This window comes from Amycolatopsis sp. NBC_01307 (genome assembly GCF_035975215.1).
In the GTDB taxonomy this organism is placed as follows: domain Bacteria; phylum Actinomycetota; class Actinomycetes; order Mycobacteriales; family Pseudonocardiaceae; genus Amycolatopsis.
This window is the reverse complement of sequence record NZ_CP108403.1, coordinates 5,158,811-5,174,834: the sequence shown is the minus strand read 5'-3', so window position 1 is coordinate 5,174,834 and position 16,024 is coordinate 5,158,811. Positions and strand designations below refer to the sequence as shown.

Sequence of the window (16,024 nt, the reverse complement as noted above, 5' to 3'; positions counted from 1 at the left end):
GCCTCGGGGCTTACGCCTCGGGAGCGATGTTTGTTTCTGGTGTGGTGTTTGAGAACTGTAGAGTGGATGCGAGCATCTTTGTGGTCAAGTTGTTAAGGGCACATGGTGGATGTCTTGGCTTCAGGAGCCGATGAAGGACGTAGGAGGCTGCGATAAGCCTCGGGGAGCTGTCAACCGAGCTGTGATCCGAGGATTTCCGAATGGGGAAACCCAGCACCAGTGATGTGGTGTTACCCGCACCTGAATATATAGGGTGTGTGGAGGGAACGCGGGGAAGTGAAACATCTCAGTACCCGTAGGAAGAGAAAACAACCGTGATTCCGTGAGTAGTGGCGAGCGAAAGCGGAAGAGGCTAAACCGATTGCATGTGATACCTGTCAGGGGTTGTGTAGTCGGTGTTGTGGGACCCGCCTTGAAGGAACTGACATTTCTTCGGAATTGACGCATGGGTTAGTGGAACGCCTTGGGATGGGCGGCCGGAGTGGGTGAGAGCCCCGTACGCGAAAACTTGTGTTGTTGTTCTTGGTGGTGTTCCCGAGTAGCAGCGAGCTCGTGGAATTTGCTGTGAATCTGCCGGGACCACCCGGTAAGCCTAAATACTTCCTGAAGACCGATAGCGGACTAGTACCGTGAGGGAAAGATGAAAAGTACCCCGGGAGGGGAGTGAAAGAGTACCTGAAACCGTGTGCCTACAAGCCGTCAGAGCTGTAATGGTGATGGCGTGCCTTTTGAAGAATGAGCCTGCGAGTTAGTGCTGCGTGGCGAGGTTAACCCGTGTGGGGTAGCCGTAGCGAAAGCGAGTCTGAATAGGGCGAATGAGTCGCGTGGTCTAGACCCGAAGCGGAGTGATCTACCCATGGCCAGGGTGAAGCGACGGTAAGACGTCGTGGAGGCCCGAACCCACTTAGGTTGAAAACTGAGGGGATGAGCTGTGGGTAGGGGTGAAAGGCCAATCAAACTCCGTGATAGCTGGTTCTCCCCGAAATGCATTTAGGTGCAGCGTCGCATGTTTCACCACGGGGGTAGAGCTACTGGATGGTCTAGGGGCCTTACCGGGTTACCGAAATCAACCAAACTCCGAATACCGTGGTGTGAGAGTGCGGCAGTGAGACGGCGGGGGATAAGCTTCGTCGTCGAGAGGGAAACAGCCCAGAACACCAGCTAAGGCCCCTAAGTGTGTGCTCAGTGGGAAAGGATGTGGGATTGCCCAGACAACCAGGAGGTTGGCTTAGAAGCAGCCACCCTTGAAAGAGTGCGTAATAGCTCACTGGTCAAGTGGTCCTGCGCCGACAATGTAGCGGGGCTTAAGCACACCGCCGAAGCTGTGTCATTGACACAATAGATCCACTTGGGCTCTTGAAGTCCTTGTGTAGTCGTGTTGATGGGTAGGGGAGCGTCCTGCACCCAGGGAAGCCGTGGCGGAAGCTAGCGGTGGAGGGTGTGGGAGTGAGAATGCAGGCATGAGTAGCGAATGCAGAGTGAGAAACTCTGCCGCCGGATGACCAAGGGTTCCTGGGCCAGGCTAATCCGCCCAGGGTAAGTCGGGACCTAAGGCGAGGCCGACAGGCGTAGTCGATGGACAACGGGTTGATATTCCCGTACCCGAGCATGTGCGCCCATGACGAGGCGTTTGATACTAACCACCCAAAGCGTGCCGGTGATGCCTTCGGGCGGAGTTGGCATTGTGGAGCGTGGGACCTGATTTCGTAGTAGTCAAGCGATGGGGTGACGCAGGAAGGTAGCTCCGCCAGGCGATGGTTGTCCTGGTGTAAGCGTGTAGGAGAAAGCATAGGCAAATCCGTGCTTTATATACTCTGAGACGTGATGCGTAGCCGTTTGAGGTGAAGTAGAGTGATCCTATGCTGCCGAGAAAAGCCTCTAGTGAGTGCATGCACGGCCCGTACCCCAAACCAACACAGGTGGTCAGGTAGAGAATACTAAGGCGATCGGGTGAACTGTGGTTAAGGAACTCGGCAAAATGCCCCCGTAACTTCGGGAGAAGGGGGGCCAAACATCCTGAAGTCCTTTACGGACTAGGGGTGGGTGGCCGCAGAGACCAGCGGAAAGCGACTGTTTACTAAAAACACAGGTCCATGCGAAGTCGCAAGACGATGTATATGGACTGACGCCTGCCCGGTGCTGGAACGTTAAGAGGACCGGTTAATCCCTTCGGGGGTGAAGCTGAGAATTTAAGCGCCAGTAAACGGCGGTGGTAACTATAACCATCCTAAGGTAGCGAAATTCCTTGTCGGGTAAGTTCCGACCTGCACGAATGGCGTAACGACTTTCCGGCTGTCTCAACCACAGGCCCGGCGAAATTGCACTACGAGTAAAGATGCTCGTTACGCGCGGCAGGACGGAAAGACCCCGGGACCTTTACTATAGTTTGGTATTGGTTTTCGGTTCGGCTTGTGTAGGATAGGTGGGAGACTGTGAAGCGGTGACGCTAGTTACTGTGGAGTCATTGTTGAAATACCACTCTGGTCGAATTGGGAATCTGAACCTCGGGCCATGATCTGGTTCAGGGACAGTGCCTGATGGGTAGTTTAACTGGGGCGGTTGCCTCCTAAAGAGTAACGGAGGCGCCCAAAGGTTCCCTCAGCCTGGTTGGCAATCAGGTGTTGAGTGCAAGTGCACAAGGGAGCTTGACTGTGAGACAGACATGTCGAGCAGGGACGAAAGTCGGGACTAGTGATCCGGCACCACCTGGTGGAAGGGGTGTCGCTCAACGGATAAAAGGTACCCCGGGGATAACAGGCTGATCTTGCCCAAGAGTCCATATCGACGGCATGGTTTGGCACCTCGATGTCGGCTCGTCGCATCCTGGGGCCGGAGTAGGTCCCAAGGGTTGGGCTGTTCGCCCATTAAAGCGGCACGCGAGCTGGGTTTAGAACGTCGTGAGACAGTTCGGTCCCTATCCGCCGCGCGCGTAGGATACTTGAGGAAGGCTGTCCCTAGTACGAGAGGACCGGGACGGACGAACCTCTGGTGTGCCAGTTGTCCCGCCAGGGGCATGGCTGGTTGGCCACGTTCGGAAGGGATAACCGCTGAAGGCATCTAAGCGGGAAGCCTGTTCCAAGATGAGGTATCCCACCCTTTGTGGGTTAAGGCCCCCAATAGACCATTGGGTTGATAGGCCAGATATGGAAGCACAGTAATGTGTTGTCGAGTTGACTGGTACTAATAGGCCGAGGACTTGTCTACGAAGGTGTTACGCATCCACTCTACGGTTCTGAAACACCACACGGCCCTCCGTTTTTTGGGGGGTGTGGGTGTTTGATAGTGTTTCGGTGGTTTTAGCGTCAGGGAAACGCCCGGTCCCATTCCGAACCCGGAAGCTAAGCTTGACAGCGCCGATGGTACTGCAACCGAAGGGTTGTGGGAGAGTAGGACACCGCCGAACTTACCTTCCGTACGGCCCGTTAGGATAGCCAGTTGGCTGCCCTAGCGGGCCGTACGTGTATGTCCAGACCAAGATTTTCCACGGCAGGAGGCCAGGTGTCCGAGTTCGGTCGACGAGACTCAAGCGATGATGGGTCCGGCCGGTCGGCTCGCCGGGACGAAGGCTCCCGGAGCCGGTCGGACGCACCCCGGGGGAACCCCCAGCGCGGTGCCCGGCAGGACCGAGGCGGCCGCGACGGTGGTTACCAGGGCCGGCCTCGCCGTGACGACCAGGGCGTCCGGGGTGGCGGCAAGCCGTCCCGCGGCGCCGACGGTCCCCGCGACCGCGATCAGCGTGGCGGATATGCAGGTCAGAGCCGTGACAGCGGCCGCGCGTCCAGTTCCAGCTCCAGTGACCGCGGTGGTTACCGCGACTCCGGCGACTCGCGTGACCGGGGAAGCCGGCCCAGCGGTGGCGGCACCCGGTTCTCCGGCGGGCCCGCTCGCTCGGGTGGCGGCGGCGGCCGTTACGAGGACCGTGGCGGCAACCGCTCCGGCGGGCGCTACGAAGGCTCGGGCAACCGGTCGGGCGGCGGCTCCGACGACCGCGGCGGCCGGCCGAGTGGCGGCCGGCCGCAGGGCAAGTCGTCCTTCGGCGACCGCAAGCCGCGCTGGGAAGACCGCAGCAGCGGCTCCGACCGCGGTCCCCGCACCGGCGGCTTCAAGTCGGACGACCGCGGCAGCTCGAGCCGCCGCGACGACGACCGTGGCTCCCGTACTGGTGGGTACCGTTCGGATGACCGCGGTAATTCGAGTCGTCGTGATGACGATCGCGGGCCGCGTACCGGTGGTTTCCGTTCGGATGACCGCGGTAGCTCGGGTCGTCGTGACGATGACCGTGGTTCCCGTTCCGGTGGTTTCCGTTCGGACGACCGCGGCAGCTCGAACCGTCGTGATGACGACCGTGGTTCGCGTACCGGTGGATTCCGGTCTGACGATCGCGGCAAGAGCAGTTACCCCCGCCGTGATGACGACCGTGGGCCCCGTACCGGTGCTCCGCGGTCGGATGACCGCGGTAAGGGCAGCTACGAGCGTCGCGACGACTCCCGTGGTGACCGTTCCGGCAGCTTCGACCGGAGCAAGAGCAGCTCCCCGCGTCGTGACGACGATCGTGGCCGTGGTGGCTACGACAAGGGTGCTCGCTCCAGCGGTCCCCGTTCCGATGACCGCGGCTCGGCGCGTACCGGCGGGTTCCGCTCGGACGACCGCAAGAGCAGCTACCCGCGTCGCGATGACGACCGTGGGGCCCCTCGCTCGGACGACAGCGGCAAGAGCAGCTACGAGCGTCGCGACGACTCGCGCGGTGATCGTGGCAGTTACCAGCGTCGTGATGACGACCGCAAGCCCGGGACCTCCCGGGAGTCCGGCAGCTACCAGCGTCGTGATGACGACCGCAAGCCCGGCGGCTACCAGGGGCGCGACGAGAACCGTCGGACCGGTGGCTACCAGGGCCGCGACGACAGCCGCGGTCCGCGTGACTCCGGCGGCCGGGACGACCGCTCCGGCGGGGGTTCCCGCGACACCGGGAAGCCGTTCGACAACACCCGCGACGACAAGCGTCCGGCTCGCGACCATGGCGACCGCAAGGAACGTCCCGTGCGGCGGGAGTTCGAGCGCAAGGACAGCGTCCACCGCAACCCGCGGCCCGGCGTTCACACCCCGCTCGACGACGAGGCCTTGGCGAAGGAGTTCCTGGAAGCACCGGAGCTGCCCGAAGGCGTCGAGTTCTCCGACCTCGACGAGGAAGCCCGCCGCGAGCTGCGGACGCTGCCGAAGGCGCTGGCCGAGACCGTCGGGAAGCACCTCGTCGCGGCCGGCGGCCTGATGGACAGCGACCCCGAGGCCGCTCTCGAGCACGCCAAGTACGCCAAGGCCAAGGCCTCGCGCGTGCCGATCGTGCGGGAGGCACTCGGCCTGGTCGCCTACAACTCCGGCAACTGGGCGGAGGCGCTGTCGGAACTGCGCGCCGTCCGGCGGATGACCCGCAGCGACGATCACATCGCGATCATCGCCGACGCCGAACGCGCGCTGGGCCGGCCCGAGCGGGCCTTGGACCTCGCAAAGGAAGCCGACACGACGAAGCTGGCGAAGGCCACGCAGATCGAGCTGGCGATCGTCGCGGCCGGGGCGCGCCGGGACCTCGGGCAGATCAACGCCGCGGTCGTTTCCCTGCAGGGTGCGGACCTCAAGGCCGAGAAGCGCGACCCGTGGAGCGCGCGGCTCTTCTACGCCTACGCCGACAACCTGGTCGCGGCGGAGCGCAAGGACGAGGCCATTCGCTGGTTCCTCAACGCGGCGGAAGCCGACGCGGACGACGAGACCGACGCGGCCGAGCGCGCCGCGGACCTCTCGAACGAAGGGCTCGAGCCGGCCAAGGCACCCGAGCCGGCCAAGGCAGCCAAGACCACCGAGGCGCCCAAGGTGACCGAGTCGGCGAAGACCGCTGAAGCGGCCGGGACCGACGAGCCCACCAAGGCAACGCAGGCGAACGAGCCGGCGAAGGTGACCGACGCTGTCGAGACGACCGACGCGGCCAAGGCGGCCGAGCCGGCGAAGGTGACCGAGGTGGCCAAGGCAACCCAGGCGGACGAGTCGACGAAGGCGACCGAGGTGGCCAAGGGCACTGAGGCCACCGACGCGGCCAAGGCGGACGAGTCAGCCGAGGCGACCGGTTCGGCCAAGACCGCCGATGCAACCGACCCGGCCAAGGTTGAAGCCGCTGGCCCGGCCAAGGCCGAGGCCTTGGCCGACAAGCCGGCCAGGGCTGAGGCCGACAAGCCCGTCCCGGCTGAAGGCGACGAGCCTGGTGCCACCGTCGAGTCGGATGACTGACTCCCTGCTGGCGGCCTATGACGCCGTCCTGTTCGATCTCGATGGCACCGTCTATCACGGCACCCAGGTGATCCCGGGGGCCCCGGAGACGGTCAAGGCCGCCCGGGATCACGGGACGCCGGTGCGGTTCGTCACGAACAACGCGTCCAAGGCTCCGGCCGAGGTCGTCGCGCACCTCGTCGGCCTCGGCATGCCCGCCGAGGTCGGTGAGGTGCACACCAGCGCCCAAGCCGGCGCCGTGTTGCTTCGTGAACGGCTCGCGCCGGGCGCTGAGGTGCTCGTCGTGGGCACCGAAGCGCTCGCGGCCGAGGTCGCCCAGGCCGGGTTGGAGCCCGTCCGGGAGAACGCCGAGAGCGTCCAGGCCGTCGTGCAGGGGCACTCGCCCGACAACACCTGGGCCGCGCTCGCCGAGGCGTGCCTGGCCATCCGGGCGGGTGCGCTGTGGGTGGCCTGCAACGTCGACGCGACGCTGCCCAGCGAGCGGGGCCTGCTGCCGGGCAACGGCTCGATGGTCGCCGCGCTGCGCACGGCCACCGACGTCGAACCGGTGGTCGCCGGGAAGCCGGAGCCGCTGCTGTTCGAGACCGCGGCGAAGTCGGCCGGGGCGGAGCATCCGCTCGTCGTCGGTGACCGGCTCGACACCGACATCGCCGGTGCGGTCGCCGCGGGCGTCGACTCGCTCGTCGTGCTCTCCGGGGTCGCGACGCCGAAGCAGCTGGTCGAGGCCGTCCCGGCCGAGCGCGGCACCTACCTCGCGGCGGATCTCACCGCGCTCACGTCCACTCTCGAAGAACTGAAGATCGGGCCCCGGCCCGGCTGGTCGGTCGACGCCGGGGACGTCCTCACGATCGACGGCGAGGGTGACGACCTGGACCTGCTCCGGGCCCTCTGCCACGCGGCGTGGGAGTCCGGCAAGACGACGGTCCAGGCCGACGGCGACGCCGCGAAAGCCGCGCTGGCGCGGCTCGGACTGGCCTGACTGATACCGTTCTTGACGTGCAGGATCACCCGTACCCCGTCCCGGGACCGCCGCCCGGTGCGTTCTCCGAGCAGACCGACCCGCGGGCCGGCATCGCCGAGGCCGTCGCCGGTCTGGACGACCTGGACGCGCTTCCGCTCACCGAGCACGTCGAGCGCTTCGACGCCGTGCACACCGAGCTGACCGTGGCCCTGTCCAGCATCGACAAGGTCTGACCAGGTGCCCAAGCGGGCCCGCCTCGACGCGGAACTGGTTCGGCGCGGCCTCGCCCGCTCACGCGAGCAGGCCTCGGCCCTGATCACCGGCGGCAAGGTCACCGTGCGCGGGATGGTCGCGTCGAAGCCCGCCACCGGCGTGGAGACCGACGCGCCCATCGTCGTGAAGGACGAAGACGACCCCGGCTGGGCTTCGCGCGGTGCGCACAAGCTGCTTGGCGCGCTCGAGGCGTTCGGCCCGCTCGGCCTGGACGTCGAAGGCAAGCGCTGCCTCGACGCCGGCGCGTCCACCGGCGGGTTCACCGACGTGCTGCTGCGCGGCGGCGCCGCGACCGTGATAGCCGCCGACGTCGGCCGCGGCCTGCTCGACTGGCGGATCCGCACCGACGAACGGGTCGTGGTGCTGGACCGCACCAACGTCCGCAACCTCACGCCGGACGCCCTCGGCGGCCCGGTCGATCTCGTGGTCGGCGATCTCTCGTTCATCTCGCTCAAGCTCGTGCTGCCCGCGCTCGTCGAGTGCGTGCGCGAGGGCGCCGATCTGGTGCCGATGGTGAAGCCCCAGTTCGAAGTGGGCAAGGACCGGCTGGGTAGCGGTGGTGTCGTGCGCGACCCCGAGCTGCGTGCCGAATCGGTGCTGAACGTGCTCGACGAAGCCGCGAAACTGGGCCTCTCGCTGCGCGGGGTGACCGCCAGCCCGCTGCCGGGGCCGTCCGGGAACGTCGAGTATTTCGTGTGGCTCAGGAAAGAACACGTGGCCGAGTCCACTGTGGACGCGGTAGACAGGTCTGAGGCCGAGCGGCTCGTCCGAACCGCCGTCGAGGAAGGGCCCGCATGACCACCGAACGTGAAGTTCTCCTCATGGTGCACCCCGACCGGGAAGCCACCGGCGAGGCCGCGCGCGAGGTTTCCGCGCGCTTCGCCAAGGCTGGGATCCGGATCCGGGTGATCGAGGACGACGTCTGCGCGCTGATCAACCCGGACCAGCACGGCGTCGGCGCGTCTTGCACCGTCGTCGACCCGGACGACAACCCCGCCGCGGGGGTCGAGCTGGTGTTCGTGCTCGGCGGTGACGGCACGCTGCTGCGCGCGGCCGAGATCGCCCGCCCGGCCGGGGTGCCGGTGCTGGGCGTGAACCTGGGCCGTGTCGGGTTCCTCGCCGAGGCCGACTCGGACGCGCTGGCCGACACCGTGCAGCGCGTCGTCGACGGCGACTACCAGGTCGAAGAGCGGATGACGATCGACGTCACGGTCACCCACGGCGGCACCGAGCTGAGCCGGACCTGGGCGTTGAACGAGGCCAGCGTCGAGAAGAGCACACGCGAGCGGGTGCTCGACGCGCTGATCGAGGTCGACGGGCGGCCGGTTTCGGCGTTCGGCTGCGACGGTGTGCTGTGCGCCACACCGACCGGTTCGACGGCGTACGCGTTTTCGGCCGGCGGGCCGATCATCTGGCCGGACGTGCAGGCGCTGCTGGTGGTGCCGAGCAACGCGCACGCGATGTTCTCGCGGCCGCTGGTCGTCTCGCGCGACTCGGTGATCACCGTCGGGATCGACCCTGACGGCTCGTCCGCGGTCCTGACCTGCGACGGCACCCGCAGCCACGACCTGCCGCCGGGCGCCAGGGTGCGGGTCACGTGCGGCGGCACGCCGGTGCGGCTGGTCCGGCTGTGGGACGGCCCGTTCACCGATCGCCTGGTGCAGAAGTTCGCCTTGCCGGTGAAGAGCTGGCGCGAACGGCACGCCCGCCCGAACGAGTAAGGACGCGAACGGCCCGTTCGGCGCTTTATTCGAACATATCGGCGACTCGCCGGGCCGCCGGGTGCGCGGAGTGTCGGTGGGGGCCGCTACGGTAGGCGGCGTGCTGGCCGAGATGCGCATCCAGGGCCTCGGAGTCATCGAGGACGCCCTGCTGGAACTGCACGCGGGCTTCACCGTCGTCACCGGTGAGACGGGTGCCGGGAAGACCATGGTCGTCACCGGGCTCCACCTGCTCTCCGGGGGCCGGGCCGAGGTCTCGAAGGTACGAACGGGGATGCTCAAGGCGTTCGTGGAAGGACGGTTCACCTATTCGGGCGTCGAAGGCGCCGAACGGATCGTCACCGACTCCGGTGCCGACGTGGACGAGGACGGCAGCGTCATCGCGCTGCGCGCCATCGCCGTCGACGGCCGGTCCCGGGCCCACCTGGGCGGCCGGTCGGTGCCGGTCGGCGTGCTCGCGGAGCTGTCCGAACAGCTGATCGCGGTGCACGGGCAGAACGACCAGCTGCGGCTGCTGCGCCCGGCCGAGCAGCGCGCGGTGATCGACCGGTTCGCCGGCGACGCCGTCACCAAGCCGCTGCGCGCCTACCAGGAGATCCGCTCCGAGTGGCTGGCGGTGATCGCCGAGCTGACCGAGCGCTCCACCCGCTCCCGCGAGATGGCCCAGCAGGCGGACCTGCTCAAGCACGGGCTCACCGAGATCGACGCGGTCGAGCCGACCCCGGGCGAGGACGTCGACCTCACCGCGCAGATCAAGCGGCTCGCGGCGGTCGACGAGCTGCGGGCGACCGCGACCGAGGCGCACATCGCCGTCTCCGGCTCGGCCGAAGGTGACCCGGACGCCCCCGGCGCCATGGGCTTGGTCTCCGAGGCGCTGCGACGGCTGTCGACGTCGGAAGACGGCGTGCTGCGCGAGCTGGCGCCGCGGCTGGAAGAGGCGTCGGTGCTGCTGGCCGACGTCGGGGCCGAGCTCGGCGGGTACGTCGAGACGCTCGACGCCGACCCGGCGCTGCTGGAGAAGGTGCTGGCCCGCCAAGGCGACCTCAAGCGGCTGACCCGCAAGTACGCTGCGGACGTCGACGGCGTGCTCGCCTGGGCCGAGGACGCCCGGCGCCGCCTGGAGACCATGGACACCTCGGAAGAGGCGCTGGCCGAGCTGGCGATGCGGCGCGACCAGCTCGCGGTGCAGCTGGCCACCCACGCCGTCGAGGTGTCGGCGGCCCGGGAGAAGTCCGCCGCCGAGCTGGCGGCGGAGATCACCCGGGAGCTGTCCGGCCTCGCGATGGGCCAGGCCGCGATCGAGGTGACGGTCGAGCAGCGCCCGGCCGAGCACGGCGACACCCACGCGCTGGCCATCGACGGCCACGCGGTGCACGCGGGCGCCGACGGCATCGACGACGTCGAGCTGCTGCTGCGGGCGCACGACGGCGCGCCGCCGCTGCCGGTGCACAAGGCCGCCTCGGGCGGTGAGCTGTCCCGGGTGATGCTGGCGATCGAGGTCGTCCTCGCGCACGCCGACACGGTGCAGACGCTGGTGTTCGACGAGGTCGACGCCGGTGTCGGCGGCCGCGCGGCGATCGAGATCGGCCGCCGGCTGGCGCGGCTCGCGCGGACCCACCAGGTCCTGGTGGTCACGCACCTGCCGCAGGTGGCCGCGTTCGCCGACCAGCACTTGGTGGTGGACAAGGGGCACACCGGCGGGGTGACCCGCAGCGGGATCAAGAACCTGAGCCAGGGCGACCGCGTCAGCGAGCTGGCCCGGATGCTCGCCGGCATGGACAACGAGACGGGCCGCGCGCACGCCGAGGAACTCCTGGCGACGGCCGAGAAGGACAAGACCGAGTTCGAGCCGAAACGCAAGCGGGCCAAGAAGAAGTAGTACGCGTCAGCCGTCCAGGTCCGCGTTGATGCCGCGGAACACGTCCGCGAGCACGCGAGCCTGCTCGCGGCTCACGTGCTCGGCGAAGTGGCGTTCGACGCCCCGGACGTGCGTGGGCCACGCCTCCTCCAGTGCCGCCAGGCCCGCCGGTGTCAGGACCACCAGGGTGGCCCGGCGGTTGCCCGCGTCCACCTCGCGCCGCGCGTAACCGTCGCGCTCGAGGCCGTCGACCAAGCGGGTCAGCCCGCTCGCGCTGTGCACCAGGGCGTCGGCCAGGTCCTTCATGTGGAGCCGCTGTTCCGGCGCCTCCGAGAGCTGGACCAGCGCGTCGTAGGTGCGGTGCGACATCCCGTGCGCGGCGCGCAGGTCCGCGTCCAGCACCCGCAGCAGCAGGGCCGACGAGCGCAGGAAGCCGCGCCACGCCGCGTCGTGTTCTCGGGACAGGCTCACCCCGGGAATAGTACTCGTGCGAACAGTTGTTGTGCGGACTGTTCGCTTGCGAAGAAAGGACGCCCGATGCGCGCAGTGGTACTCCGGGAACCCGGCCCGGTCGAGAACCTCGAACTGAAGGACATCCCGCTGCCCGAGGCGAAACCGGGCTGGGTCCGGATCGCCGTCAAGGCGTTCGGGCTCAACCGTTCCGAGCTGCACACCCGCCTCGGCCTGGCCGACGGCGTCACGTTCCCGCGGGTGCCCGGCATCGAGGCCGTCGGCGTCGTCGACGCCGCGCCCGACGGCGGTTTCGAGGTCGGGCAGCAGGTCGCCACGATGATGGGCGGGATGGGCCGCACCTTCGACGGCGGTTATGCCGAGTACACGCTCGTCCCGCGCGAGCAGGTCGTGCCGTTCCGCTCGGACCTGCCGTGGGAGGTGCTCGGCCAGGTCCCGGAGACGCTGCAGACCGCGTACGGCTCCCTCACCACCGGCCTCGACCTGCGGGAAGGCCAGACGCTGCTGATCCGCGGCGGGACGTCTGCGCTCGGCTTCGCCACCGCGACGCTCGCCCGCGACCTCGGCGCCACCGTCTTCGCCACGACCCGGCAGCGGGACCGCCTGGACACCCTGGCCGCGCACGGCGTCGAGCACCCGCTCCTGGACGACGGCGACGTCGCCGCGCAGGTCCGGGCGATCGTCCCGGACGGCGTCGACGCCGCTCTCGAGCTCGTCGGGACGCCGACCCTGCCGGACACCCTCGCGGCCGTCCGCGTGCACGGCACGGTGTGCTTCACGGGCATGCTCTCGAACCAGTGGACAATCAAGAATTTCTATCCGATCGGATACCTTCCCGCCGGTGTGCGCTTGACCGCTTATGGTGGTGAGGCGGACGATCTGCCCGCATCGGTTCTCCAGCGGTACCTCGACCGGATCGCCGCCGGCGGCGTCAGCCTCGGCCCGGCCCGGGTCTACCCGATGGAGTCGATCCGGCAGGCGCACGACGACCTGGAGCACAACCGGACGGCGGGCAAGCTCGTCGTGCTGACCGGCTAAGTGGAGGGAGCCGCCCCTTGATCCTGCCGCCACCCGCCGACGTCGAAGCGCAGCTGGCCGCCGCCCGCCGGGAGGGCGACCTCGACACCTACCTCGGCCTGCTCGCCGGGGAGGAACTGTTCGTCCCCATCCGGCGGGCCGACGCCGAGAGCATCCTCGAGGACCGCGCCGAGACCTTCCCGAACGTCTACCACGAGACCGGCGGTGACGAGTTCCTGCAGGTCTTCACCCGCGGCGCGCTGCCCGACCTCGGGCCGGACGTCGTCGTGATGAGCGGGGCGCTCGACTGGGCGGTCGACGGCGTCGGGCGCCACGAGCGGGTCGTGTTCAACCGCGGCACCCGGGGCGAGTGGCGGCTGCCGGGCGCGACGCTGCAGCCGTGGCTGGACGCCCACCTCGACGACGTCACGCCGCTGGAAGAGCAGGTCGAACGGCTGATCACCGCGCCGTACGGGCACCTCGAAGGGCCGATCGCGCACGCGCTCGCCTGCGGGGCGCACCTGGCCGTGCTGAACGCGGCGCCGTGGAACCTGCTCGACGCGCGCTACCACGACTACGTGGCCGAGGTCCGCGGCCTGCGCGACTGGTGGGGCGTGGCCGACCCGCCGGCCTGGCGCGCCACGATCGGCGACCTCATCGGCGACGGCTACGCGCTCACGCCCGGCAACCTGGTGCTGATGCTGCGCCTGCGGTTCGCCGCCGAGTCCGGGCTGCGCGACGGCGAGTTCGACCCGCTGACCTGGGCGCAGCTGGTGGGCCGGTGGTGCGCGGAGAACGACGCCGAGGACCAGGCCGACGAGCTGCGCGACACCGTGCGCCGGGTGTCGCGCTACGAGCAGCGCTTCCGCGCCGACGGCCTGCTCGACGCCGGGGGTTTCGTCACGACGGCGTTGTCCTGGGACGTCGGGCGCGCGGTCAACATCGCGCGCTGGGGGCTGGCCGCCGGGTACTGCGACGCGCTCACCGCCGAGCTGATGGTCCTGGAGGCCGGCTCGCTCGCGCGTCACTACCACCAGTCATGGGCCGACCTGTCGGCGGGCTATCTCATGGGCCGGGTGCTGCACAGCCGGGACGACGAGTTCGGCGAGTGGTACCCCGCCGCCGTGCGGGTCCACCACCAGCTCCTTCAGGACCCGGGCAGCCCCTGGGTGAACCTCGATTTCGGGTCTCTTTCGGAGGAGTCCGACGCCTGATCGAGAACTTGGGCGCGGCGTGGCTCACCACAACGAGTCACCTCTGCTACGGCGTGGCGTGCGCAGTCCCACGAGCAAATTTGTCACCATCGGCCACATGAAGCTCACCGGGCTGCTCACGCGGAACTCCGAACCCCTGCCGGGCATCACCGGGGTCGCCAGGGTCGACCGCCGCACCCGGGAGCTGCTGCGCCGGATCAGTCCGGGTGACATCGTCGTGCTCGACCAGCTGGACCTCGACCGCGCGACGGCCGACGCGCTCGTCGACGCCGAGGTCGCCGGCGTGGTCAACGCGTCGCCCTCGATCTCCGGCCGGTTCCCCAACCTGGGCCCCGAGATCCTCATCGCCGCCGGCGTCCCGCTGGTCGACTCGGTCGGCGGCGAGCTGCTGCGCTCGATCAAGGACGGCACGAAGCTGCGGCTGCTCGACGGCGTCGTGTACGTCGGCGAGCGCCAGGTCGCCTCCGGCATCGAGCAGACCGCCGACAGCGTCGCGGACCAGATGATCGAGGCCAAGGCCGGGATGTCGACGCAGCTGGAGGCGTTCTCGGCCAACACCATCGAGTTCCTGCGCCGCGAGCGCACCCTGATCCTCGACGGCGTCGGCGTGCCGGAGCTGAAGGTGCAGCTGCGGGACCGGCACGTGCTGGTCGTCGCGGGCGGCAACGGGCACGCCGAGGACCTCAAGAAGCTCAAGAAGTACATCGCCGAGCACCGGCCGGTGCTGATCGGCGTCGACGCCGGCGCCGACACCCTGCGGGCGCAGGGCCACCTGCCGGACGTCATGGTCGGCGACCCGACCGGGATCGGCACCGCGACGCTGCGCAGCGGCGGCGAGGTCGTGGTGCCCGCGCAGCCGGACGGGCACGCCCCCGGCGTCGAGCGGATCCAGGACCTCGGCATCGGCGCGGTGACGTTCCCCGCGTCCGGCAACGCCGAGGACCTCGCGCTGCTGCTGGCCGACGCGCACGGCGCGACCCTCGTGGTCACGGTCGGTTTCCAGGCCACCCTGCGCGAGTTCCTCGACCACGGCCGGTCCGGCTCCAACCCGTCGACGTTCCTCACGCGCCTGAAGCTCGGCACGAAGCTCGTCGACGGGAAAGCGGTGGCGACGCTGCACCGCAGCCGGGTCTCGATCGGCGCGGTCGTCCTGCTCGTGCTCGCCGCGGTCGTGGTCGTCGCCGCGGCCCTGCTGGTGTCCGACGTGGGCTCGGTCTACCTGGACTGGCTCCGGCACACCTGGAATTCGCTCGCTGCCTGGGTCAAGGGATTGTTCACGTGATTTCGCTTCGCTACCACGTAGTTTCCATCGCCGCCTGCTTCCTGGCCCTCGCCGTCGGCGTCGTGCTCGGCTCGACGGCGCTGAACGGCTCGCTGCTTTCGGGGCTGGCGGGAGAGAAGAAGGACCTGGGCAGCCAGGTCTCCGACCTCGAAGCCCAGCGCAACGCACTCACCGCCCGGCTCGCCGACGCGGACGCGTTCGCCGGCGCCATGGGGCCGAAGGTCGTCGCCGGGGTGCTGGACAAGCGCACGGTGGTCCTCGTGACCACCGAGGACGCGCGCCCGGCCGACCGGGACGCGCTCAAGCAGCTGATCGGCCAGTCCGGCGCGACCGTGACCGGCGAGGTGCAGCTGACGGCCGCGTTCGCCGATCCCGAGAAGGCCGACCAGCTCCGCGACGTCGTCACGCGGCTGCAGCCGGCCGGGTCGAAGTTCCCGACCGCGGGTGACTCCGGCACGCTCGCCGGCGCGCTGCTCGGCTCGGTGTTGTTGCTGGACAAGGCGTCCGCCAAGCCGCAGTCCTCGGGTGAGGAGCTGGCCGCCGCCCTGGGCGGGCTCACCGACGGCGGGTTCGTCAAGGCCGGCCAGGACGTCAAGCCGGCGCAGCTGGCCGTGGTGCTCACCGGCGCGCAGGCGACCGGCGACGGGGCAGGCGACCGGGCGGCCACGATCGCGCGGTTCACCACCCAGCTCGACCGCACCGGCGCGGGCACCGTGCTCGCGGGGGACGCCGGTTCGGCCGAAGGCACCGGCGCGCTCGGCGTCGTCCGCGCGGACACCTCGGCGACGTCGATCCTGTCCACTGTGGACAACGTGGACACCTCCGCCGGCCGGGTGAGCACCGTGCTGGCGTTGAAGGAACAGCTCGACGGCGCGGCCGGCCGCTACGGCATCGCGGGCAACGCCCAGGCTCCCGCACCGGGCGTCACCAGCCAGGCCGGCAACTGACGTCGTG

At 68.6% G+C, this 16,024-nt stretch carries 12 protein-coding genes and 2 rRNA genes; 12 read left to right on the top strand and 2 right to left on the bottom strand.

The window, feature by feature from the left end:
* Positions 1–82: 82 nt before the first annotated feature.
* Both OG439_RS21635 and rrf read left to right on the top strand, forming a co-directional pair.
* Positions 83–3,204, top strand: a 23S ribosomal RNA gene (locus OG439_RS21635).
* 82 nt (positions 3,205–3,286) lie between these two features.
* A 5S ribosomal RNA gene (gene rrf / locus OG439_RS21630) occupies positions 3,287–3,403 on the top strand.
* A 119-nt stretch (positions 3,404–3,522) separates the two neighbouring features.
* Here rrf and OG439_RS21625 read toward each other — a convergent pair.
* Entirely contained in the window at positions 3,523–5,073 is a 1,551-nt protein-coding gene (locus tag OG439_RS21625) for a hypothetical protein (RefSeq protein ID WP_326951161.1), read from the bottom strand.
* Between OG439_RS21625 and OG439_RS21620 the strand changes: the two genes are divergently transcribed.
* The 6 genes from OG439_RS21620 to recN all read left to right on the top strand — a co-directional run bounded on the left by OG439_RS21620 (position 5,038) and on the right by recN (position 11,107).
* Positions 5,038–6,273, top strand: coding sequence for a hypothetical protein (locus tag OG439_RS21620; protein ID WP_326951160.1), 1,236 nt, complete (start codon positions 5,038–5,040; stop codon positions 6,271–6,273). The two genes, OG439_RS21625 and OG439_RS21620, sit on opposite strands and share 36 nt — an antisense overlap.
* On the top strand, positions 6,266–7,252 hold the full coding sequence (locus tag OG439_RS21615) for an HAD-IIA family hydrolase (RefSeq protein ID WP_326951159.1): 987 nt from the start codon (positions 6,266–6,268) through the stop codon (positions 7,250–7,252). Before OG439_RS21620 ends, OG439_RS21615 begins: the two co-directional genes overlap by 8 nt.
* A gap of 17 nt (positions 7,253–7,269) precedes the next feature.
* A complete protein-coding gene (locus OG439_RS21610) occupies positions 7,270–7,467 on the top strand; it encodes a hypothetical protein (protein WP_247053991.1) in 198 nt (65 codons plus the stop codon).
* Positions 7,468–7,471: 4 nt separating this feature from the next.
* Positions 7,472–8,305 carry a TlyA family RNA methyltransferase gene (locus OG439_RS21605; RefSeq protein WP_326951158.1) on the top strand — a complete coding sequence of 278 codons (834 nt, stop codon included), beginning with the start codon at positions 7,472–7,474 and terminating at the stop codon, positions 8,303–8,305.
* On the top strand, positions 8,302–9,228 hold the full coding sequence (locus tag OG439_RS21600; RefSeq protein ID WP_326951157.1) for an NAD kinase: 927 nt from the start codon (positions 8,302–8,304) through the stop codon (positions 9,226–9,228). The genes OG439_RS21605 and OG439_RS21600 overlap by 4 nt, the downstream gene beginning before the upstream one ends.
* A 100-nt stretch (positions 9,229–9,328) precedes the next feature.
* Positions 9,329–11,107: a DNA repair protein RecN gene (gene recN, locus OG439_RS21595; RefSeq protein WP_326951156.1), complete on the top strand. Its 1,779-nt coding sequence runs from the start codon at positions 9,329–9,331 to the stop codon at positions 11,105–11,107.
* 6 nt (positions 11,108–11,113) lie between these two features.
* Here the strand turns inward: recN and OG439_RS21590 are convergent, their stop codons facing one another.
* The gene (locus OG439_RS21590; RefSeq protein ID WP_326951155.1) at positions 11,114–11,557 is read right to left on the bottom strand and encodes a MarR family winged helix-turn-helix transcriptional regulator; all 444 of its coding nucleotides are present in this window, start codon (positions 11,555–11,557) and stop codon (positions 11,114–11,116) included.
* 66 nt (positions 11,558–11,623) lie between these two features.
* Between OG439_RS21590 and OG439_RS21585 the strand changes: the two genes are divergently transcribed.
* From OG439_RS21585 to OG439_RS21570, 4 genes are all read left to right on the top strand, one after another.
* The gene (locus tag OG439_RS21585) at positions 11,624–12,595 is read left to right on the top strand and encodes a zinc-binding alcohol dehydrogenase family protein (protein ID WP_326951154.1); all 972 of its coding nucleotides are present in this window, start codon (positions 11,624–11,626) and stop codon (positions 12,593–12,595) included.
* Positions 12,596–12,612: 17 nt separating this feature from the next.
* On the top strand, positions 12,613–13,788 hold the full coding sequence (locus tag OG439_RS21580) for a DUF1266 domain-containing protein (protein WP_326951153.1): 1,176 nt from the start codon (positions 12,613–12,615) through the stop codon (positions 13,786–13,788).
* Positions 13,789–13,885: 97 nt separating this feature from the next.
* The gene (steA, locus tag OG439_RS21575; RefSeq protein ID WP_247053978.1) at positions 13,886–15,070 is read left to right on the top strand and encodes a putative cytokinetic ring protein SteA; all 1,185 of its coding nucleotides are present in this window, start codon (positions 13,886–13,888) and stop codon (positions 15,068–15,070) included.
* Positions 15,067–16,017, top strand: coding sequence for a copper transporter (locus tag OG439_RS21570; RefSeq protein ID WP_326951152.1), 951 nt, complete (start codon positions 15,067–15,069; stop codon positions 16,015–16,017). Before steA ends, OG439_RS21570 begins: the two co-directional genes overlap by 4 nt.
* Positions 16,018–16,024: the final 7 nt, after the last annotated feature.

Excerpts from the sequence above, each read along its gene's own strand:
- OG439_RS21615 (WP_326951159.1), top strand. The coding sequence starts at position 6,266 with ATGACTGACTCCCTGCTGGCGGCCTATGACGCCGTCCTGTTCGATCTC.
- OG439_RS21600 (WP_326951157.1), top strand. The coding sequence starts at position 8,302 with ATGACCACCGAACGTGAAGTTCTCCTCATGGTGCACCCCGACCGGGAA.
- OG439_RS21585 (WP_326951154.1), top strand. The coding sequence starts at position 11,624 with ATGCGCGCAGTGGTACTCCGGGAACCCGGCCCGGTCGAGAACCTCGAA.
- steA (WP_247053978.1), top strand. The coding sequence starts at position 13,886 with ATGAAGCTCACCGGGCTGCTCACGCGGAACTCCGAACCCCTGCCGGGC.